This window comes from Paenibacillus sp. CFBP 13594, from assembly GCF_014842675.1.
Classification (GTDB): domain Bacteria; phylum Bacillota; class Bacilli; order Paenibacillales; family Paenibacillaceae; genus Paenibacillus; species Paenibacillus amylolyticus_B.
This window is the reverse complement of sequence record NZ_JACYVQ010000006.1, coordinates 386,110-407,074: the sequence shown is the minus strand read 5'-3', so window position 1 is coordinate 407,074 and position 20,965 is coordinate 386,110. Positions and strand designations below refer to the sequence as shown.

The following is a 20,965-nucleotide window of genomic DNA, read 5'->3' as shown; positions in this document are numbered from 1 at the left end:
GGAAGGCTCTGGTAAGACACAGGATTAGACACGAAGGTCCATTACACCGTACCTATACTTAATTATCCATTTATCTTCTGGAAGTGGCTCATAAAGTCTGTCAGTGCCTTAACACTCTCATAAGGAGCAGCATTATAAATGGAGGCACGGAGACCACCCACACTGCGATGTCCTTTCAGACCTACAAATCCTTCTTCCTCTGATGCCTTGATGAACTTTTTCTCCAGTTCCTCAGAAGCAAGACGGAAGGTTACATTCATCAGGGAACGATCTTCTGTTTCCACACAACCACGGTAGAAATCGCCGGAAGCGTCAATTGTGTTATAGAGCAATTCCGCTTTTTTCGTATTTTTTTGCTCAATACCAGCCAGTCCGCCCTGTTCTTCAATCCATTTCAATACTTCATTCACCATATATACCGAGAAGGATGGCGGCGTATTGTACAGGGAGTTGTTATCTACATGTGTGCTGTAACGAAGCATGGTTGGAATCGTTTTAGGCGAATCGCTCACCAGTTCCTCACGAGCAATTACAACCGTAATTCCGGATGGACCCAGGTTCTTCTGTGCACCCGCGTAGATCATGCCGAACTGATTAAGATCAAATGGTTTACAGAAAATATCACTCGACATGTCCGCAATCAGAGGTACTGAACCGGTATCCGGGAACGACTTGAATTGCGTACCTTCAATTGTTTCGTTGGAAGTCAGATGTACATAAGCCGTACGTTCTGGCAAACTCAGATTCGAAACGTCCGGCAATTTCATAAACTTCTCTGCTTCTGAAGATGCAGCAACATGTGTCTCGCCGATCAACTTCGCCTCAGACAGAGCCTTTTTGGCCCAGCTGCCAGTCATCACGTAACTTGCAGTCTGCCCTGCACCGAGCAGGTTCATTGGCAACATCGCGAACTGAGTGCTTGCACCGCCCTGCAGAAAGAGAACCTTGTATCCTTTTGGATTGCCTAGAAGCGACAACAAGCGCTCCTGAGCTTCATTATGTACAGACTCGTACACCGCTCCACGGTGAGACATCTCCATAATCGACATGCCTGTATTACGAAAATCTACAAATTCCGCCTGTGCACGCTCCAGTACCTCAAGTGGCAACGCCGCAGGTCCTGCATTAAAATTATACGCTCTTTTTGTCACAAAGTCCCCCGCCCTTTCCATCCGTAACTCTGACATATTAGGTGAATATTATCGCTATGATATCAGTATTCTCTATCTGCTTCAAGGGCAATATGCACTGAAGTGTTGAATTCAGGTCATCAAATTCCTTTATCACCCTGCAAAGTTAAAGCACTACATTGTTTAATTCAAGGAAAAGCCTCCGAGAGCGTGTCCCGGAGGCTTTAAGTTGGAACAAAAACTGTTCCGACCCCGACCGATTAGCAGTCGAAGTAGAGGCTGTACTCGTGCGGATGAATGCGAATCGCTACTGCTTTCGCTTCATCACGTTTGAGGTTGATGTAGTTTTCAATGAATTCTTTTGTGAATACGCCGCCTTCAGTCAAGAACTCGTTATCAGCTGCCAATGCATCAAGTGCTTCTTCGAGGGAAGCTGGCACACTGCGGATGTTTTCTTTATCTGCATCAGACAGGTCATAGATGTTTTTATCGAGCGGACCATATCCAAGCTCAGTTGGGTTGATTTTGCGTTTGATTCCATCCAGACCAGCCATCAACATTGCGGAGAATGCCAAGTATGGGTTAGCTGTGGAGTCTGGTGTACGGAACTCGATACGACAACCTTTTGGTGTCACAGCTGCAACCGGAATACGAACTGCTGCGGAACGGTTACCTTTGGAGTAAACCAGGTTAACTGGTGCTTCGTAACCAGGTACAAGACGTTTGAATGAGTTTGTACTAGGGTTAGTCAAAGCGATCAGTGCCGGAGCATGGTACAAGATACCTCCGATGTAGTGCAATGCCATTTCACTCAGGTTAGCATATCCCGCTTTGTCATAGAACAATGGGGAATCGCCATCAAAGATAGATTGGTGAACGTGCATTCCGCTACCATTATCACCGAACAATGGTTTTGGCATGAATGTTGCTACTTTACCATATTGACGTGCAGTGTTGTGCACGATGTATTTGTATGCAAGCAGGTTATCTGCTGTTTTCTTCAGTGTATCAAAACGGAAGTTGATTTCAGCTTGACCCGCTGTCGCCACTTCATGGTGATGACGCTCAATCGACAGGCCTGCTTCTTCCAAAAGGCGACACATTTCGCTACGAATATCTTGTTGTGTATCCACTGGCGCTACTGGAACATATCCACCTTTAGTGCGAACTTTGAAACCCAGGTTTCCGCCTTCTTCTTTGCGGTTAGTGTTCCATGAAGCTTCTTCGGAATCTACATAGTAAGAGGAGCTGTTCGTGCCGCTCTCATAACGTACATCGTCGAAGATGAAGAACTCGGATTCAGGTGCGAAGAATGCCGCTGTACCTACACCGCTCTCTTGCAAATAAGCTTCTGCTTTAACAGCGATGCTGCGTGGGTCACGCTCATAACGCTCGCCATCCGGAGTGAAGATATCACACATAACATTCAATGTAGGGTGTGCAGTGAACGGATCGACATAAGTCGCTTCAGGGTCTGGCATCATAACCATATCGGACTCTTCAATTCCGCGGAAACCTTGGATAGAAGAACCGTCAAAAGCTACTCCATTTGCGAACGTGTCTGCATCAACAGCCGAAGCTGGCAAGGAAATGTGATGTGCACGACCAGCTAAATCTACAAAACGAAAATCTACCCACTCGATGTTGTTCTCTTGAATTGATTTCAATACGTTTTCAACCGACATGTATTCGTCCTCCCAAATATTCCGAACATTAAACAACCCCACTAAGAAAATGTCTAAATTCGAATTTTTTTCTGTCGTCATTATAAATTTTAAAACCTGACATCGTCAATACTTATGTAAGGTATTTTTTGCGAGTATGTTAGCTATACTCACATTTTATAAATAACAAAAATTCATATAACAACTAGTTTCATATACATTTAACTGGTTTAATGCGGTAAAGCGACCCCTTTTTTATCCTAAATCATGGAAAAAACTTCACATCATAAATGTTTCTTATCACTATTGATTAATAAATACGTTCAAAACTGCAAAATATGCAAAAAACCGAGCATCTATCTGTTTCCGTTGCAATGAACGAGACCAGATGAGATGCCCGGATGATAATCCAGACCTTGACTATGAAATTCTTATTACACGCCTACACGTGCCGGGAAAAATTCTGCCGGTTGTTTGGCTGTGCTGAATGATTTACCCACGATTGGTGCCAATTTCTCCAGATCCTGCAACAGGTTGGCGAATTGGTTAGGGAACAAGGATTGCACGCCGTCTCCTGTCATGGAGTTATCCGGATCGGTATGCATTTCAATGATCAGGCCATTGGCACCCGCAGCAACGGAAGCTTTTGTCATCGGTTCCACCAGTTCACGTCGTCCAGTACCATGGCTCGGGTCAGAAATAACCGGCAAATGGCTGAGAGACTGCAGAACAGGGATCGCGGACAGATCCAGCGTATTCCGTGTGTAGGATTCAAACGTACGAATACCACGTTCACACAGCATGACATTTGGGTTACCACCTGCAAGAATGTATTCAGCCGCATTCAACAATTCATCGTATGTCGCACTGAAGCCACGTTTCAACAATACCGGTTTGCCACACTCGCCCAATTTGCGGAGCAGGTCAAAGTTCTGCATGTTACGTGTACCTACTTGCAGAATATCTGCGTACTCGGCGCAAATATCCACATACTCAGGTGTCATGACTTCTGTAATGGTCAGCAGATCATGTTTCTTGCCTGCTTCCGCCATCATGATCAATCCCTCTACGCCCGTTCCCTGGAAGCTGTAAGGACCTGTACGCGGCTTGAATGCACCACCACGTAACACTTGCCCACCAGCAGCTTTCACAAGCCCCGCAATCTCATCAATCTGCGCAGCGGATTCAACTGCACATGGTCCACCCATGACGACAAGTTCTTTTCCGCCGATATCTACACCTTTGATGGAAATCACCGTATCTTCCGGATGGAAGTCACGGCTTGCCAATTTGTAGGATTTCGAGATTTTCACGACATTCTCGACACCTTTCATTTGGCGAAGATGCTCTTGCATTTTAGGTTCAACTTTGCCAATCAAACCAATGATCGTACGATCCTCTCCGCGAGAGATATGCACCTGAAGCCCTTCTTTTTCAATAACTGCAACGATATCCTGAATCTGTTCCTCCGGTGTAGCTTTGCCTGCAATAACGATCATATTAATTCCCATCCTTCCTTGTATGAGAGCACCATAATTTCTTAACGTGCGTCTGATTAAATGTAAAAACTCTGTCGCGCTTAAACGCTTGTTCGCTTTTAAGCTTTTATCCGTTAAAGTGAATATACCATAGTTATCTTATTGCGTCAAGGTACACATTCCTTATCCATATACAAAAAGAATCCTGCTCCACAGGCTCCGACATTCGGATCTGCATAACAGGATTCTTCTCATTCACATCTCGTTTTTAACTCACATACACTTGGACTTACTTTTACATTACCTTTGCCCTAAGGTGTACGTGTTTTTTCTCTAACTGGAGGCAACAGTTTGCTCATGTTCACGGTACGTTTGATCTCCCACGTCTCCGGCTTGTCATGTTCATACTGCTCCAGGTAAAGGATGACTTCCTTCGTGATCGGTGTTGGTGTTGATGCACCCGAAGTAACCGCCACCTTATTTACACCTTTGAGCCATTCTTGCTGAATCTCGGAAACATCAGATACACGGTAGGCCGTAACACCCGCAATCTCCTCCGACACTTGTGCCAGACGGTTAGAGTTATTGCTGCGAGGATCACCCACCACGATAACCAGGTCCGCTTGACCTGCCTGTTCCGCGACAGCTTCCTGACGAACCTGAGTTGCAAGGCAAATCTCATTATGAATCTCTGCGCCCGGAAACTTCTCTAGCAGACGGCTCATGATGTGTTTGATATCCCACTGGCTCATCGTGGTCTGATTCGTAATAAGGATTTTGCCTGGAGATACGTTCAGTGCTTCGATCTCTTCTTCCTTCTCGATCAGATGAACGAGATCTGGTGCAACACCAACGGCACCTTCTGGTTCAGGATGATTCCTTTTGCCGATATAGATGATCTGATAACCCTCTTTTGTCTTCTCCCGAATGAGATCATGGGTCTTGGTGACATCAGGGCATGTTGCATCCACTGTTGTCAATCCTTTGTCCCGTGCCAACTTGCGCACTTCAGGAGATACACCATGAGCTGTGAAAATAATCGTGCCACTCTCCACTTGGCTCAAAATATCCATCCGGTTCGGACCATCCAATGTAATAATACCTTCATCTTCAAAGGAATCCGTCACATGTTGGTTATGCACAATCATACCCAATATATAAATAGGTCGTGGTAAATCCAGATTGCGTGCCGCTTGACGCGCGAGCACCATCGCATCCACAACGCCGTAACAATATCCCCGCGGCGAAATTCGTAGTACTTCCACTTGGTTGCCACCCGCTTTCTTTCTCGGCAACGTTGCCGATGTAATTGCAGTCCTGTCTATTATACCTTTATTCGATAGGCGGAGCAAAGACAACCGGCAACCAGATAATAAAGGTGGTTCCTTCTCCACGTCTGGTCACAACCTCAACCGATCCATGGTGTTCCTCAATAATCCACTTCGCAATCGAAAGTCCCAGACCTATGCCCGGTGTAGCCCCGCGGGATTCGTCTGCCCGATAGAAGCGATCAAAGATGAACGGCACTTCGTCCCGATCCATCCCAATACCGGTGTCGCTGATGCGTAGTCCCACCTGACCTTTGTATAATACGGCATCCAGCGTCACAGAGCCTTCAGGTGTGTATTTAAACGCATTTTCAATGAAAATAAACAACATCTGTTGCAGATAGTCCTTGCTACCGTTCACATAAATGCCGTTAAGGATGGAAAAATCTCCTGGAAGCCAGTCTGCCTGACGATCCAGAAATTGTGCTCTGCGTGCCACTTCCTGTACGAGTATCTGCAGCGGGATCGGATTCAGTTCAATTTTCTGACCCGTATCCGCTCTCGCCAGCGATAACATGTCGCTGATCAGCCTGCTCATACGTTTTCCCTCGTCCGCCATGTCTTCAATGGCTTCCAGCGACATTTGCTTGACAGTCTCCTCATCCAGATTCGGTCGGTCGGTTCCCTCCTGATCCCACAGCTTCTTCAGGAAGTCTACGTTCCCGCGAATGGTGGTCAGCGGCGTACGCAGTTCATGCGATGCATCGGATACAAAGCGGCGCTGGGCAGCATTTGTCTCCTCCAAACCACGGAATGACAATTCTGTACGTTCAAGCATATTATTCACCGTTTCAATCAGACGCCCAATCTCATCCTTCGGCCCAGCATATTGAATACGTACACTTAAGTCATCTCCAGATTGAATCTGATTGGCGGCATCAATGACAGTCACGAGCGGACGCATCGACTTGCGGGCCAGCACAAGGCCTGAGGTTATAGCCAATGCCATCGCTACCAGCCAGCCAAAAACTAAAATATTAAGCAACGCTTCCAGCAAGCGCTCTTGTGAACTTACATTCGCACCAACCTGAAGAATTCCACGTACTTCATTGGTTCCCTGAAGAGAAAGGGGGAGCTGATTCACCAGAAACGGCGTTCCATCCACATAGATCTTGGATATGCCTCGCTTTTTAAGTATCTCATTGGCTTTTAATACCGGAAACTGAATCTGCAGTTTCTCCATATTACCCGAAATTCTGCCTGAGCGACTCTGATAATCCCAGAGTTGAATATAGATTTGTGCCTCCTGAAGCTGACTCTCTGTAAATGGGTCCAGATCCAACGACTGTGAAAGAGGATTAACACCGATCTGCTCCGTAATCCGGGTACTCTTCACTTTCAGTTGCTGTTCGACTTCCTGATAGGAGTTAAAATACACAAAGGCATAGATTACAACGCCCCAAAAAATAAGCACAGCCGCCAAAATGCCAGAATACCATGCGGTTAGTCTTAACCGGATGGACATATCAGGAGTCACCTCTCAGGATATAGCCGGCTCCCCGGATGGTCTGGATTAGACGCTTGCCACCGTATTCTTCGGTCTTCTGTCTGAGCATGGCAATGTACACTTCGAGCACGTTAGATTCGCCGCTGTAATCATAACCCCAGATTTTATCCATAATCAGATCGCGAGATAGGACCCGTCTTGGATTTTGCATGAACAGATTCAACAGCTCGAATTCTTTGGCAGTCAGCTCCAGACGCTGCCCATCTCGCAAAACTTCGCGTGAGTCATTGTCCAAAATGATATCTTCATACATTAAGCGGTTGTCCGGCGTGCCCCCACTATCAGACTTTCGGCGGAGCAATGCGCGGACACGTGCCAATAATTCTTCCAGCGCAAAAGGTTTTACAAGGTAGTCATCGGCTCCTGTGTCCAGTCCGGTCACCCGGCTCTGTACTTCATCCTTGGCCGTCAGCATTAGCACAGGCACTTTGCTGCCTGCTTCTCTCAATCTGCGACATACCTCAAATCCGTCAATCTGCGGCATCATCACATCCAGCACAACGATGTCCGGTTCCTTGTCCATCAGTTTGCTGAGGCCTTCGGCTCCATTGGAAGCCGTCTGTACCTCATATCCTTCAAAAGCCAGCCCCCGGCGAAGCATGGACACAATTTTTTCGTCATCATCGACAATCAAAATAGTTGAGCGCATGGTGGTCTTTCTCCTTTTTCCTAACGTTTTATCCCATTGTAACAGGCAGAAGCACAATCTGCATCTTCAAGTAGGCGGTCTCCAATCCGTACTGGTCCATTGTAACCTTGCTCAATCAGGGCAAAAAAACGGAAGGGCCTTCAATCCCTTCCGTTCTGTTAATCCTTGCCCGATATTTATGGTTGCTGCTGTTGTGTATCTGTTGTTTGTGAAGTATCAAAATCATTTTTGTTGCCGATTTTGATTTTCAGATCCATTTTCTTACCATCACGCACCACATTCAGTGTAACTTCACTGCCGATTTCCTGTTTCTTGATAAAATCAATCAGATCCTGACTTGTGGCGTACGGCGTACCGTTGGCACCTGTGATGATGTCATATGCACGAAGATCTGCTTGGTAAGCCGGTGATTGGAAGATCGTGCTGGCTACCACTGAACCTTCGGTAACATCTGTTCCCATTTGTTTAGCAACTTCAGGCGTAAGAGCCATCAGAGACGCGCCGATAAATGGTACTGGCTCTTTGGGAACTTCTTTGTTCTCTTTGAGATATTTAACGGCTTCAGAGATGACGCTCGATGGGATTGCAAAACCAATTCCCTGTGCATCTGCGCTTACTGCAACGTTCATTCCGATAACTTCCCCATTCAGGTTAAGCAACGGACCACCGGAGTTACCCGGATTAATCGAAGCATCGGTTTGCAGCAAATGGCTGTACTCACGTGTTTTTCCTGTTTCTTCATCTGGAATGCTGATTGTACGTTCTTTGGCACTCAGTACACCTGCTGTAACGGTGTGTTCAAATCCTTCCGGGTTACCAATAGCTACAAGCCATTCACCGACTTGGGTACTGTTGGAATCACCCAGTGGAGCTACAGGGAACGCATCGTCACCACTGTTTTTCTCAATTTTCAATACAGCCAAATCCAGATCAAAGCTGCTTCCCAGCAGTTTAGCTTCATAAGGCTTGCTGTTGTTCTCCAGGGTTACCTGGATTACGTCTGCACCCTGAACAACGTGTTGATTCGTCAGGATATATCCTTCTTTGTCAAAAATGAACCCGGAACCAATGCCCATAGGTACAAGCTGATTACTACTTTGTGGTTGCTGGCTTTGGCCTTGATTGCCTTCCGTTCCACCGCCATTACCAAAGAAGTATTGGTACAACGGATCACTTGTGTTTGATCCACCCTGACCCAATCCTGTACGTGAGGACTGCTTCGCGAGTGTTTCGATTTTGACGACTGCTGGACTTGTACTCGTCACTACGGAAGAAACATCTTCTTTGCCTGTTGGCAGTAACGACGCTGTGACATTGTTGCCTCCGCCTGTGTTTGTGGATGCTTCCTGTCCTGAACTTTGATTGTCCGTGTTCGTAAGTGCCGTCTCCGGTGTGAACATGTTTGTTCTGTCAGCTGTGTACATGAGAACGGTGATGACCAGCATACCGGCAATAAAGGAAAATAGAAGTGATCTTACGGAAGAACGCGGTTTGCGGTTATTATAGTTCCAGTTGCCTTTGCCGCCATTCCCTTGATCTCCACCGTTACCTGAGCCGTTTCCACCGCCTGCTGATGATCTCTTCGCTTGTTCAGATGATTCACTATTATAGTAAGTAGGTACGGGTCTCACCGGATCAGGTTTTGTAATCTCTACATTTCCTTCTTCACGTTGATTATTGCTTCCCATGTGATTTGCTGTATCTTCCTGATTCACGGACTGAAAAGGTCCATAAGAATAATAATAGGAGGATTCGTCCGTTCCGGAAGAATTGCGGTTCTCCGTTTGTTTGGTTTCGTTTTCCTCGTCTTGACGGTTCGATCTATAGTTGCGTTCGTCCATGCCTCTCTACCTCCCAATCTCTTATTCCCAAGAGATATTCTTTAACTGTCCTTATTTTGTACTTTAAACCTTAACCGTACCTTAAAAACAATTAAAAAGGAGATAAAAGCACGTAAGAATAGACTCTGTTCCCCGTCACGACAGCATTTTACCCTTTCGTTTTCACCCAACCCTGACGATGCGCATAGATGGCCAATTGTGTACGATCGTCCATTTCACATTTCATCAGCAGGTTACTTACATGTGTTTTGACGGTTTTGATACTGATATGTAATTCTTCTCCGATATCTTTGTTGGTCTTTCCCTCTGCAATAAGCAGCAGCACTTCCTTCTCCCGTTCAGTCAGACCGGATTCACTCTCTCTTGCTGTACGTTGTCTGATTCCCCGGGTTAACGCCTGCGACACATCACCTGTCATAACAGGCATGCCTCTATAGGCCCCTTGCAGAGCATAGATCAGTTCTTCAGCAGAGACTGTCTTCAGTACATAACTTACCGCACCCGCTTCAATCGCTTGCACAACCAGATCATCCTCCAGGAAACTGGTGAGCATTACAATTTTCATCCCTGGAAATTCAGTCATGATGGCTTTTGTTGCTTCAGCGCCATTCATTATCGGCATCATCAGATCCATCAGGATCAGGTCCGGCATTTCACTATCATTTAACTTACGTAACTGATCAAGCGCATCCTTCCCGTGGCCCGCTTCTCCCATCACATGAAAAGTTGGTTCCAGCATCAGATATGTTTTCAACCCCATGCGCACCATATCATGGTCATCCACAATCATCACGTTTACTTTACCACTCATTCAGTCTCCCCCTCTGGTTCACTCAGGAACGTTCGGGAATTTCGGGATCAATACCCGCACCGTCGTTCCCGCTCCCGGTTTCGATATAATCTGAACTTGCCCCCCAAGCTTCTCCGCCCGTTCACGCATGGTAGATAACCCGTATGAACCCGGACGCTCCGCTTGCTGCAAAAATCCCTGACCATCATCGCTGATGCTCATGCTAATCTGATGTTCACTTTCCCGTATGGACAGACTGACCACCCCTGCCTCTGCATGCTTCACGACATTGGCAACTGCCTCCTGAATAACAAGAAACAGCTGGTGCTCAATGGCATCCGAGATTCCGCCATCCAGTTCCAGCTCTTTAACACCTTTAAGACCATTCTGCCTGCAATAATCAGGAAACCAGCTATCCAGTGCTGCGGTGAGGTCACGCCCTTCCAGCTCCACCGGTCGAAGCTGAGCAATCAGTCCTCGCATCTGACGCTGTGCAATATGTGACATCTGGATTAACTGGTCCAGTACTTTACCACCATGTTCCGGATTCATCTCCAGCAGACGAGGTAAAGACGAAGCCGACATATGCATGGCAAACAGCTGCTGGCTAACCGTGTCATGGAGGTCCCTTGCCATTCGTTTGCGCTCTTCAAGCACAGCCTGCTCCGAAGCTTGCTCCTTCTCAATGACTTCCTGCTCACCGAGACGCTGAAGCAGTCTCATCTTTTTCTCAATCGAATCCATCATGACATTGAACTCCTGGTAGACACGACCAAACGAAGCGTCATCCGCTTCAGGCATGCGCACCGCCAGATTACCCTTGGACACTTTCAACATGTTGAGATCAAGCAGGTCGATCTTGCGCTGAAGTCGTAATGCAGCGATATATCCGGTGATAACGGTGGCCAGCACAACAACGGCCACATAGGTCCATGCCCGCTGACGACCAGCCCCCATCAACACCTCTCCATACAATAGATAGAATCCGCCCAGCGTAATCAGACCAGTTAGCGCAAAATACATCATCAGTTCCCATTTATTAGCTTTGAGAATTGTTCGAATCATGCGTTAACCCACCTTATTCACTTTGACGTCTCCGATAAACACACTTACAATAATCCGTACCTTTTTGCTTGCTTCATGGTAATGGGCAGTTTCAGCCTGGGCACTACTCAGGAATCCGCCACGTTTCTGGTTCAACAGTGACATATCTCCAATGAAGGAATTTGTCGTCACCGTCACACCCAGATCCATATCTTCTGGAACAAATACTTTCACATCCCCAATAAATGAAGAAATAACAATCTTTGTCTCACCGTATGGAATCTGTGCTTTGGTCAAATCAATTACGGTATCTCCGATAAAAGCCGAGATGTTCATTGGTTTTAACGAGAAAACTTCCTGCCCCATGTACAGATCCCCGATGAAAGCCGATTTGTTAATGGTATTGCCATTGCCATAATCCCCATAACCATTTCCGTAGCCATCATCATAATGTTCTCCATATCCGGTATCATTAGAGTTATACGATTGATGTTTCTTCTTATATTGATGCTCTTGTGATGATGAATCCGTTGATCCTGTGAAATGAGGGCCATGTGCATCATTCTTCTGTTCCTGTTTTGGTTTGCCAAATGTTTTCTCGAACTGTTCGTCAAACGATGACGGCATCTCCAGATCCTCCGGAGCCAACGGTTTATAAGGTTGCTCAGGTGCTGGAGGTGGCTGCATCTTGTCATGATGTTTCCGATCACGACGTCGTGGCCCAATCAGTACAAACAATCCTCCGCCAATCAGCATAACCGGGATCAGATAACGAATGAACTCTCCCATGGAGTAATCAATCCATCCCAGGTTACGGGCAAGAAAGTAACCACCAATCGCCAGTACAATTACGGGTCCAATAAAGGCGTAACCCCCGTTGCGACGAATCTCGGAGATTCCTTTGACCCCCCACCAGATTAGAAATAACGGCCAATATGTTCTGAAAATATATCCTACATCAATGTCATATCCCAATTGTCTGAACAAGATCATCGCACCAATAGCAATAAGAGGTATGCCAACCCACCAGCGGTCACGCGTCGATCGTTTCATCACCCATGTCTCCTTTGTCTGTATTATGTATCCAGTGTAACTCAGACAAGACAATGAGAACAGCGGCGGCAGGTGGAATTCATCTCGGTCTCGAGACTGAGATGGGAGGATATTAATGTAAAAAACTTCGCATATGTAAAACACCCCGGAGCTGGTGCTCCAGGGTGCTGAATCATCATTTGATTAATGAATCTTCAATTATTTTTTGTATTTTGATGCTTTGCCTTGACCTTGGCCAGTTTGGCCTGTGTTTTCTACACCGAACTCGGCATTGTATTTTTCATCAGGTGTTTGGAAATTATCTTGTACTTTGTTTTGAGCGGATTGCTTCACTTTTGCTGCTGCATTCTCTTCTCCAAACTCTGCATTGTACTTCTCGTTTGGCGTTTGGAACCCTTGTGATTTTTTAGCCACAACGAATCACCTCTCTCTTCATATTTACGATGCATTGCTGCACCGCGGGGTTCGTCCCCAGTCAGTATTATGTGGAGAGAGCACTTCAGTTATTCATTTGACCATGTGAAATTAAATGGCCTTGTCCAACCACGAATCCGGTACGGATTTGTACACGTCGATTGCATCGGCCAACTCGCTGAGCATCTTTTCTGTACACTTTCCAGCGCCTTGCCTGATCACCTGTACCTCCACATCCTTTTTGCCCCACTCTTTGTACACTTGCTTGGTTGTCGGGAAATACAGATCGATTTTATTGCCTTTGATCGCTGAACCAGTATCTGCAACAATTCCGTAACCATAGCCCGGAATGTACAGAATGGAACCCATCGGGAACAATTTTGGATCAGCTGCAATCGTGGAAACTGTTTCTTTATCACGACGTACTTTTACACCAGAATACGTAATTCCGTATTGAGGATGTTTTGGTCCTTTTCCTGTAGACTCTACACCTGCCGTATATCCCGTTGCTGTAACCTTTTGTGTACCCAGGATTTGTTCTGACCGCGGAGCAAGCACCAGCATAGACGGATCTGCCACTTGTTTCTCTGGAAGCTCACGTCTTGGAATGACCATTGGTTGTGGTGACCACAATAAAGCCATATACACCATGGTAGTCAGCTGGGCCTCATCGCTGTATTGATGGCTGACCTGTTCTGGAAATTTTTGATCAGACTTGTTCGAAGTTTCATTAATCAGGACTTCACTGCCGCTGCTCTGACTCTCGACATGCAGTACTGTACTTTCCTCTTCAAATGTATAGGCATCCGCCTGATTCAGGTTAATCATCATCCCGGCGAACATCGCACAGCTAACCAATAAACCCCGTATATGTTTCTTTTGAATTGAGAATTGCTTTTTCATTGTATAACCTCCCCCTCACTGCAAAGGTTTTCCAAAAAGCAATTAATCTATACTTTTTACTGCAAACACTACGAAAAAACGCCTGAATAACATAGGTCAATCCCATGTTATCCAGGCGTTATGCAGAGTGATCAGCACAATTTATGCACTGGTTATCTAATAGATCATTTGTTCATTTTATACCAAACGTGTTGCAATTTCTTCTTTCAGTTGAGCGATAATTTCATCGACCGGTTTCATGCCCAAATCGCCTTCTCCACGCTTACGTACGGATACTGCTTCTGCATTACGCTCATTCTCACCGACAACAAACATATAAGGCATTTTCTCAAGCTGCGCCTCACGGATTTTATATCCAAGCTTCTCATTCCGCAGATCGGCTTCCGCAGAGATTCCCGCACGTTTCAGCTTCGCTTCCACTTCACGCGCATAATCGTCGAAGTTTCCGGATACCGGGATCACTTTTGCCTGTACCGGAGACAACCACAATGGGAAAGCTCCTGCAAAGTTTTCCAGCAAGAATGCTGTGAAACGTTCCATTGTACTAATTACACCCCGGTGAATAACAACCGGACGATGTTTCTGTCCGTCATCTCCCACATATTCAAGTTCAAAGCGCTCAGGCAACAGGAAGTCCAGTTGAACTGTAGACAATGTCTCTTCTTTGCCCAGGGCTGTTTTGATCTGAACATCCAGTTTCGGACCGTAGAACGCCGCTTCACCTTCAGCTTCATAGAAAGGAAGGTCAAGTTCTTCCACAACTTCACGCAGCATGCGTTGGGACATCTCCCACATCTCGTCGTTCTGGAAGTATTTCTCGGTATCCTTCGGATCGCGATAGGACAGACGGAAACGGTATTCGTTAATACCGAAATCCTTGTACACGGTTTGAATCAACTCGATAACACGAGCGAACTCTTCTTTGATCTGATCCGGGCGTGCAAAAATGTGTGAGTCGTTCAGTGTCATTGCACGTACGCGGTGCAGACCTGTTAATGCCCCCGACATTTCATAACGGTGCATCATACCAAGCTCTGCAATACGGATTGGCAGATCACGGTAGCTGTGCATGCTGGACTTGTACACCATCATATGGTGAGGACAGTTCATTGGACGGAGAACGAGTTCCTCGTTATCCATAACCATTTTTGGGAACATATCTTCCTGGTAGTGCTCCCAGTGGCCAGATGTTTTGTACAATTCCACGTTACCTAGAACCGGTGTGTATACATGCTGGTATCCCAGGCTTTCTTCCAGATCCACAATATAACGCTCCAGAGTACGGCGCAGCTTCGCACCGTTAGGCAACCAGATTGGCAGGCCTTGACCGACCAGTTGGGAGAATGTGAACATTTCCAGCTCTTTACCTAACTTACGGTGATCCCTTTTGCGAGCTTCTTCGAGGAAGTGCAGATGCTCGTCCAGCTGTGCTTTTTTCACAAAAGCCGTACCATAGATACGTTGAAGCATTTTGTTTTTGCTATCTCCACGCCAGTAAGCACCCGCTACATTCATCAGTTTGAACACTTTGATTTTGCTAGTTGATGGTACGTGAGGACCACGACACAAGTCGAAGAATTCACCTTGCTCATAAATCGTAATCACGCTGTCCGCTGGCAAATCACGAATCAACTCAAGTTTGTAAGGATCGCCCACTTCTTCGAACGTTTTGATCGCGTCCTCGCGGCTAACTTCCTTACGTACAATTGGCAAGTTCTCATTCACAATACGTTCCATTTCCTTCTCGATCTTTTGCAGATCTTCAGGATTGAGCGCATGTTCGAGGTCCATATCATAGTAGAAACCATCTTCAATGACAGGGCCGATACCGAGGCGTACCTCTTTGTTACCATATAAACGTTTCACTGCTTGAGCCATCAAGTGAGCTGTACTATGACGCATCACTTCAAGTCCTTCTGGTGAATCCAGAGTTACGATCTCCACCAATGCTCCCTCATGAAGTGTTGTGGACAAGTCCACCACGATACCATCCAACTTGCCGGCTACGGCATTTTTGCGCAATCCGCTGCTAATTGAAGCGGCTACGTCCTCAATCGTGCTGCCATCCGCGTACTCACGTACCGAACCATCCGGTAATTTAATGTTCACTGCCATTTGTCTCATTCCTCCTGTTAATGTAACCTTCGTGTCCAGATATTTATGGACTGATTATCTATTGCTATTCCAGTCATTTTGCAAAGGAACGCAAAAAACACCCGTCCCGGCAAAGGGACGAGTGATATATACTCGTGGTTCCACCCTAATTCAGCTGATTCATCCATATTCGGAAATACAGCCCTCATTGGCATGACGATAACGGGCATGACCCGGCAGATCCTTACTCGCGGATAATCCCAATAAAGGCGATATTCTAACTCCACTTTCAAAATTGCAGCTACAAAGGGGTAAACCATACGTGATATCCGGAGGAAATTTCAGCCTTGGTTCCTCTCTCTGCACCGATCTTGCGTGTGGTTGTTGTCTTTGTCAACGCTTTTGGTTCAATGGTTCACATAAAAAATTCATGGATCAACAGTTATTATAATTGCCGAGATCACTTGCGTCAAGACCTGTCAACAATCCTGAGCGCAGCACTTCGCATTCCGGGCAATGATGACATATTTGCACTTTGTCTTCAAAGATCTGGCATATGGTCGAGATGATTGGCAGATCCGGGGTGCTTGTATGGAGCATGACCTTCTCAGGAGAGATGGAGATGAGTGTACTTACAATCATATCTTCGATATCCATCTCCAGTTCCAGACCCGGCATTTCAACAACAACCTGTTCATCCTTTTGCACGGGTAACAGATTAAGTCCAGCATCCAGCACCTGAAATTCATGCATTCCCTTGTGTACAAGATGAACCAGAGGTACTTTGGCTTCTTGAAAAAACACAAAATATTTTAACAGTCCCATAAACTCTTCATACTGCCGATCCATCCAAAATTCATCCAGCGCATACTCCACTAACTCCTGAAGTTCCTGCTTATATGGCCGTATACGGAAATTGATAATGCCTTCAAGGTGAAAAAAGTGAACATCCTCCAGATCCTGCCGTAGTCCACTGGCTAACGTAGTACGGCGGCGCTCCCGAAGTCCGGGCTGATCCAGATCACCATTTAATAGAAGTGGCATGCAGATTCGATTGACCTTTTCCACTTCATGCTCATCCATGACAGAACACGCCTTGGCGATCATATCCTCCACCATGCTCCGTTCTTGTGTCTCCATAATGAAGTCGGCGAGTCCAAGGGAGAGCAGATCACTGATCCGGGGAAGCCATTGCTGGAAGTCTTCGTGATTCTCATTCCCTCTGCACACCCAGGTTGCTCTTCCATCATTATGTTTGAAGGTGAGCCGAAATCCTCTTTTACTTATATGTAAACCTTTGGTTTTTTCCTTGACACAACGATAAAATTGATCCGCTTCCTCTTGCCCCGATACATCGGTCCATACAGCAAACAGTTCCACAAGAATCACTCCTTTCCTTCCTGTTCAAAGTATATGGCAAGGCCGATGGGGATATACGAAGCGGATTGATGGAAAGCGTGTCATGATTTCTCAGTATATTATGAAGAGGTTTGGAGTTAAGACAAAAATGTGTTATTATTTTAATAACAGTATGTTTCACGGGAAAGGAGGGAAGCCAAAATGAGACAACAACCTAGAATACTCCACTACACTATCATTATCATTTTGTGCGTTTTCCAAGCCTTGTGCTTCCCTATTCCAATGCAGACCGAATCTGCCGTTGGGGTGTCTGTAGAAGCAACTTCCAACAAGGAAGTGCTGTTGCAAATACCCGAATCCCAGCAGAAATCTGTCATTCGCAAATACCCACAAGTCATGTCCAAGCTGATTGCGGTTACGCATAATAAGCCTGTCTTTCTTGTCCTCGCATTGTTATTGATGCTGCGAATCCCTACAACGGGTCTGTCCTTTAAACCGTGGTATTGTCTGTTTAAACGCAAATTATTTCTGCTACCTATTAAGTTTACCAGCATGTATGTATCCCTCACCCCTATAGCACCTAAGTACGTGAACGCTCTTCACTAGCCGTTGCGACGTATTTACAGGTTGCTTTTGCATGGAGACACCTCTGTATTTAAAGACGGTGTGCTTGTGCATAACTTATAACCCTTTTAGCACACGTTAGATAAACCCATGTTTATAACAGTACCTATTTTTGTTGTACCCACACCGACAAATTCAAATCATATGGCTGTGTCAGGAATTTCTGGCTCTGTTTACCCGTATCTTTTGATGTTCCCTTGAGCAGCAGATTAATCATTTTCGGGAAATAAGCCTGTCTTCTGTGGCCAGCCCCTAATTATAAGGAGGCAACAATCCATGGATGTACGCGAAACAGACTTGCCGGGAATCGGCAAAAAATTTCAGATTGAAACAAGCAGCGGTGATAAAATTGTCATTATTATTCACGATGACGGTCGCCGGGAAATGTACCACTTTGAGTATGATGATCCCGATCAAAGCATCTCGATGATCACACTTGACGATTACGAAGCACGACAGATTGCTGCTATTGTTGGCGGATTAACTTACAAACCAAAGCAGCTTGAAAATATTGAAGTAACGTTTAACGACCTGATTATCGAGTGGTACAAAATCGAACCCTCCTTCGGAAGTATCGGTAAATCCATCGGTGAATTGGACGTACGTCAAAACTCTGGGGCAACGGTTATCGCCGTTGTAGAGAAAAATCACAAAAAACATATCAGCCCAGGTCCGGAGGTAGTTATCAGTGCAGAATCCACGGTGGTAGCCGTTGGCGAACGCAATCAGCAGAAACTGTTTAAATCCCTCCTCCTGACTGGAAGGGGGTAAATAGATGGATCATTTGATATTCGAAGTAGGTCTGGCCCTTGTTCTCATTGCAGCAGCCGGCCTTTTATCGGCAAAACTAAGATTTTCGGTCGTTCCATTTTATATTCTGATCGGGATGGCCGTGGGGCCACATGCCATGAAAATCTGGCATCTGGACTTCCGTTTTATTGAGAGTCAGCCTTTTATTGAATTTATGGGTCGGATCGGTATCCTGTTCCTTCTCTTCTACCTTGGACTTGAATTCTCGGTAGGTCGTTTAATTAAATCGGGTCGCTCTATTGCAGTTGGCGGCTCGATCTACATCGGCATTAACTTTACGCTGGGATTAATATTCGGTTTTGTGTCCGGTTTCCCAGTTGCAGAAGCACTTATTATCGCAGGTATAACTACCATCTCTTCCAGTGCCATTGTGGCCAAGGTACTCGTTGATTTGAAACGAACGGCCAATCCGGAAACAGAGATGATATTGGGTATTATCATGTTCGAAGATGTATTCCTCGCTGTATATATCTCGATCTTGTCCGGACTTGTGCTTAGTGATTCATCCTCCATCGGAGGCGTCATCATGTCTGCACTTATTGCCCTCGGATTCATGCTTATCGTGATTATCCTTGGACGCAAAGCAACACCGCTACTAAACAAATTGCTTAAAATTCGCTCGAATGAGCTATTCTCTCTCGTTGTATTCGGAGCCTTGTTCCTGGTAGCTGGTTTCTCTGAAACTATTCATGTTGCCGAAGCGATTGGTGCATTACTGGTTGGTCTGGTGCTTGCTGAAACAGAACATGCAAAACGGATTGAGCACTTGATTCTACCGTTCCGTGACTTCTTCGGAGCAATCTTCTTCTTCAGCTTTGGATTGTCCATTGATCCGTTGTCCTTGGGTGGCGAAGCCGTATGGTTAGCTCTGATTGCAGTTGTTATTACATTGTTCGGTAACTTCCTGGCGGGTATGCTGGCCGGGCGCAGTGCAGGACTATCACCCAAAGCATCGGCCAATATCGGATTAACCATTGTGTCACGGGGTGAGTTTTCCATCATCTTGGCCAACATGGGTAAAGCCGGAGGACTGTTGCCAATGATTCAGCCATTTGCCGCGCTGTATGTCCTAATTCTGGCCATTCTGGGTCCTTTATTAACCAAAGAGTCCAAACATGTATTCCGTTTATTGGATAAAATATTCAAGTTCAAAGATCCTCGGAAAAAGAAAGAAGAACCGAAGGTTCTGCAGAAAGAAGGATAACTCCTATGTCTGTACAGAACAGATATACTAACGTACTTCGCGGCTCTACGCCGATCTTTCTGTGACTAACCCAGGGAGAATGGCTCGAAAGCCGCACTAAGGAGGATGACCTATGAAAGCACCTCTGATATCGGCTAATCCGGTGCCAAACACCGCCAAGACCAGGATATCGTCTACCCGCCGCTGGTTAAACCTGTTTCTCGTTATTGCGGGCGGAATTCTGGCCTCCGTGGGACTTGAATTGTTCTTACACCCCAATAAAATTATTATTGGAGGCATTACAGGCATTTCCTCACTCTTCGCCCACTGGACCGAAATGAGGATTGGTTTGTTCCTATTTTTATTCAATGTTCCGTTTATATTTCTGTCTTACAAGATTGTGCAGAAGAAATTTGTACTGGTTACTGTTCTGGGTCTGGTTGTCTTTTCGATCGGTGCCATTGTGCTTCATCCCATGCCGCCACTTGTAGAGCATCCGCTGGCTGCCGCCATGTTTGGCGGATTATGCCTCGGACTCGGAATTGGACTCGTCGTGCGGTATGGCGGGACACTGGATACGCTGGAAATCGGTGATCCGTCTTCCCGCCCACCTGAACGTGTATTTAGCGGAAAACGGATGCTTATCGAAAAAATAATCATGCTGCTTAACTTGCTGATACTGACAGCCGCTGGTGTTGTCTTTGGCTGGGACCAAGCGATGTATTCCGTAATCGCCTACCTTATTGCTTATGAAATGGTGTACATTGCGTTCAGGGGCTTCTCTTCCAAACGCAAAGTATGCATTTTGACCACACAAAGCTCTCAAGTTGAAAAAGCTGTACGCAAACGGCTGCGCCGTGAACCTGGAACGCTGAAAGCCACTTCTGAATCAACACAACTCGCGATGGCGGAAGGATGGATCAAGCAAATCCCGGGTGCACTTTATTATGAGGTACATGTGCTCGAGATGATCTGGTTGAAGTCCATTGTGCGTCACATTGATCCACATGCGGGCATTGTGACAAATCCGGAAAAATAAAAAAACGCTCTCTTCCCCTATGGATGGATGGTATTGTCCACCAAGGTCAGAGAGC

At 46.0% G+C, this 20,965-nt stretch carries 18 protein-coding genes; 4 read left to right on the top strand and 14 right to left on the bottom strand.

Annotation, left to right across the window (positions count from 1 at the left end; translation table 11 throughout):
* Positions 1 to 62: 62 nt before the first annotated feature.
* The 14 genes from serC to IFU39_RS21070 form a co-directional block, all read right to left on the bottom strand.
* A complete protein-coding gene (gene serC / locus IFU39_RS21135) occupies positions 63 to 1,151 on the bottom strand; it encodes a 3-phosphoserine/phosphohydroxythreonine transaminase (protein ID WP_105598007.1) in 1,089 nt (362 codons plus the stop codon).
* Positions 1,152 to 1,390: 239 nt separating this feature from the next.
* Complete coding sequence (gene glnA / locus IFU39_RS21130) at positions 1,391 to 2,815, bottom strand: type I glutamate--ammonia ligase (RefSeq protein ID WP_091014681.1); 1,425 nt, start codon at positions 2,813 to 2,815, stop codon at positions 1,391 to 1,393.
* Between the two features lie 413 nt (positions 2,816 to 3,228).
* Complete coding sequence (gene aroF, locus IFU39_RS21125) at positions 3,229 to 4,293, bottom strand: 3-deoxy-7-phosphoheptulonate synthase (protein ID WP_192134693.1); 1,065 nt, start codon at positions 4,291 to 4,293, stop codon at positions 3,229 to 3,231.
* A gap of 290 nt (positions 4,294 to 4,583) precedes the next feature.
* Positions 4,584 to 5,537, bottom strand: a complete 954-nt coding sequence (locus IFU39_RS21120) for a 4-hydroxy-3-methylbut-2-enyl diphosphate reductase (RefSeq protein ID WP_192134804.1) — start codon at positions 5,535 to 5,537, stop codon at positions 4,584 to 4,586.
* 67 nt (positions 5,538 to 5,604) lie between these two features.
* Positions 5,605 to 7,065 carry a sensor histidine kinase gene (locus tag IFU39_RS21115; RefSeq protein WP_105598005.1) on the bottom strand — a complete coding sequence of 487 codons (1,461 nt, stop codon included), beginning with the start codon at positions 7,063 to 7,065 and terminating at the stop codon, positions 5,605 to 5,607.
* 1 nt (position 7,066) lies between these two features.
* Positions 7,067 to 7,756 carry a response regulator transcription factor gene (locus IFU39_RS21110; RefSeq protein ID WP_091014684.1) on the bottom strand — a complete coding sequence of 230 codons (690 nt, stop codon included), beginning with the start codon at positions 7,754 to 7,756 and terminating at the stop codon, positions 7,067 to 7,069.
* A gap of 176 nt (positions 7,757 to 7,932) precedes the next feature.
* Positions 7,933 to 9,597, bottom strand: a complete 1,665-nt coding sequence (locus tag IFU39_RS21105; protein ID WP_091014685.1) for a S1C family serine protease — start codon at positions 9,595 to 9,597, stop codon at positions 7,933 to 7,935.
* A gap of 148 nt (positions 9,598 to 9,745) precedes the next feature.
* Positions 9,746 to 10,408, bottom strand: a complete 663-nt coding sequence (locus tag IFU39_RS21100) for a response regulator (RefSeq protein ID WP_192134691.1) — start codon at positions 10,406 to 10,408, stop codon at positions 9,746 to 9,748.
* Positions 10,409 to 10,426: 18 nt separating this feature from the next.
* Complete coding sequence (locus IFU39_RS21095) at positions 10,427 to 11,452, bottom strand: HAMP domain-containing sensor histidine kinase (RefSeq protein ID WP_091014695.1); 1,026 nt, start codon at positions 11,450 to 11,452, stop codon at positions 10,427 to 10,429.
* Positions 11,453 to 11,455: 3 nt separating this feature from the next.
* Complete coding sequence (liaF, locus tag IFU39_RS21090; RefSeq protein WP_192134689.1) at positions 11,456 to 12,484, bottom strand: cell wall-active antibiotics response protein LiaF; 1,029 nt, start codon at positions 12,482 to 12,484, stop codon at positions 11,456 to 11,458.
* A 198-nt stretch (positions 12,485 to 12,682) separates the two neighbouring features.
* A complete protein-coding gene (locus IFU39_RS21085) occupies positions 12,683 to 12,898 on the bottom strand; it encodes a hypothetical protein (RefSeq protein WP_091014696.1) in 216 nt (71 codons plus the stop codon).
* A gap of 111 nt (positions 12,899 to 13,009) precedes the next feature.
* Positions 13,010 to 13,801: a 3D domain-containing protein gene (locus IFU39_RS21080; RefSeq protein ID WP_244661047.1), complete on the bottom strand. Its 792-nt coding sequence runs from the start codon at positions 13,799 to 13,801 to the stop codon at positions 13,010 to 13,012.
* Between the two features lie 177 nt (positions 13,802 to 13,978).
* Positions 13,979 to 15,916 (bottom strand): threonine--tRNA ligase, encoded by a 1,938-nt coding sequence (gene thrS, locus IFU39_RS21075; protein ID WP_091014697.1) that lies wholly within the window; start codon positions 15,914 to 15,916, stop codon positions 13,979 to 13,981.
* Positions 15,917 to 16,330: 414 nt separating this feature from the next.
* Entirely contained in the window at positions 16,331 to 17,284 is a 954-nt protein-coding gene (locus tag IFU39_RS21070) for a putative sporulation protein YtxC (protein WP_091014698.1), read from the bottom strand.
* Between the two features lie 171 nt (positions 17,285 to 17,455).
* Between IFU39_RS21070 and IFU39_RS21065 the strand changes: the two genes are divergently transcribed.
* The 4 genes from IFU39_RS21065 (at position 17,456) to IFU39_RS21050 (ending at position 20,910) form a co-directional block, all read left to right on the top strand.
* Entirely contained in the window at positions 17,456 to 17,860 is a 405-nt protein-coding gene (locus IFU39_RS21065; protein WP_091014699.1) for a hypothetical protein, read from the top strand.
* Positions 17,861 to 18,154: 294 nt separating this feature from the next.
* Entirely contained in the window at positions 18,155 to 18,649 is a 495-nt protein-coding gene (locus IFU39_RS21060; protein ID WP_192134686.1) for a cation:proton antiporter regulatory subunit, read from the top strand.
* A gap of 4 nt (positions 18,650 to 18,653) precedes the next feature.
* Complete coding sequence (locus IFU39_RS21055; RefSeq protein ID WP_091014701.1) at positions 18,654 to 19,892, top strand: cation:proton antiporter; 1,239 nt, start codon at positions 18,654 to 18,656, stop codon at positions 19,890 to 19,892.
* Positions 19,893 to 20,004: 112 nt separating this feature from the next.
* A complete protein-coding gene (locus IFU39_RS21050) occupies positions 20,005 to 20,910 on the top strand; it encodes a YitT family protein (protein WP_091014702.1) in 906 nt (301 codons plus the stop codon).
* The last annotated feature ends 55 nt before the right edge of the window (positions 20,911 to 20,965 follow it).

Excerpts from the sequence above, each read along its gene's own strand:
- glnA (WP_091014681.1), bottom strand. The coding sequence starts at position 2,815 with ATGTCGGTTGAAAACGTATTGAAATCAATTCAAGAGAACAACATCGAG.
- aroF (WP_192134693.1), bottom strand. The coding sequence starts at position 4,293 with ATGATCGTTATTGCAGGCAAAGCTACACCGGAGGAACAGATTCAGGAT.
- IFU39_RS21115 (WP_105598005.1), bottom strand. The coding sequence starts at position 7,065 with ATGTCCATCCGGTTAAGACTAACCGCATGGTATTCTGGCATTTTGGCG.
- IFU39_RS21110 (WP_091014684.1), bottom strand. The coding sequence starts at position 7,756 with ATGCGCTCAACTATTTTGATTGTCGATGATGACGAAAAAATTGTGTCC.
- IFU39_RS21105 (WP_091014685.1), bottom strand. The coding sequence starts at position 9,597 with ATGGACGAACGCAACTATAGATCGAACCGTCAAGACGAGGAAAACGAA.
- IFU39_RS21100 (WP_192134691.1), bottom strand. The coding sequence starts at position 10,408 with ATGAGTGGTAAAGTAAACGTGATGATTGTGGATGACCATGATATGGTG.
- IFU39_RS21095 (WP_091014695.1), bottom strand. The coding sequence starts at position 11,452 with ATGATTCGAACAATTCTCAAAGCTAATAAATGGGAACTGATGATGTAT.
- liaF (WP_192134689.1), bottom strand. The coding sequence starts at position 12,484 with ATGAAACGATCGACGCGTGACCGCTGGTGGGTTGGCATACCTCTTATT.
- IFU39_RS21080 (WP_244661047.1), bottom strand. The coding sequence starts at position 13,801 with ATGAAAAAGCAATTCTCAATTCAAAAGAAACATATACGGGGTTTATTG.
- thrS (WP_091014697.1), bottom strand. The coding sequence starts at position 15,916 with ATGGCAGTGAACATTAAATTACCGGATGGTTCGGTACGTGAGTACGCG.
- IFU39_RS21065 (WP_091014699.1), top strand. The coding sequence starts at position 17,456 with ATGAGACAACAACCTAGAATACTCCACTACACTATCATTATCATTTTG.
- IFU39_RS21060 (WP_192134686.1), top strand. The coding sequence starts at position 18,155 with ATGGATGTACGCGAAACAGACTTGCCGGGAATCGGCAAAAAATTTCAG.
- IFU39_RS21055 (WP_091014701.1), top strand. The coding sequence starts at position 18,654 with ATGGATCATTTGATATTCGAAGTAGGTCTGGCCCTTGTTCTCATTGCA.
- IFU39_RS21050 (WP_091014702.1), top strand. The coding sequence starts at position 20,005 with ATGAAAGCACCTCTGATATCGGCTAATCCGGTGCCAAACACCGCCAAG.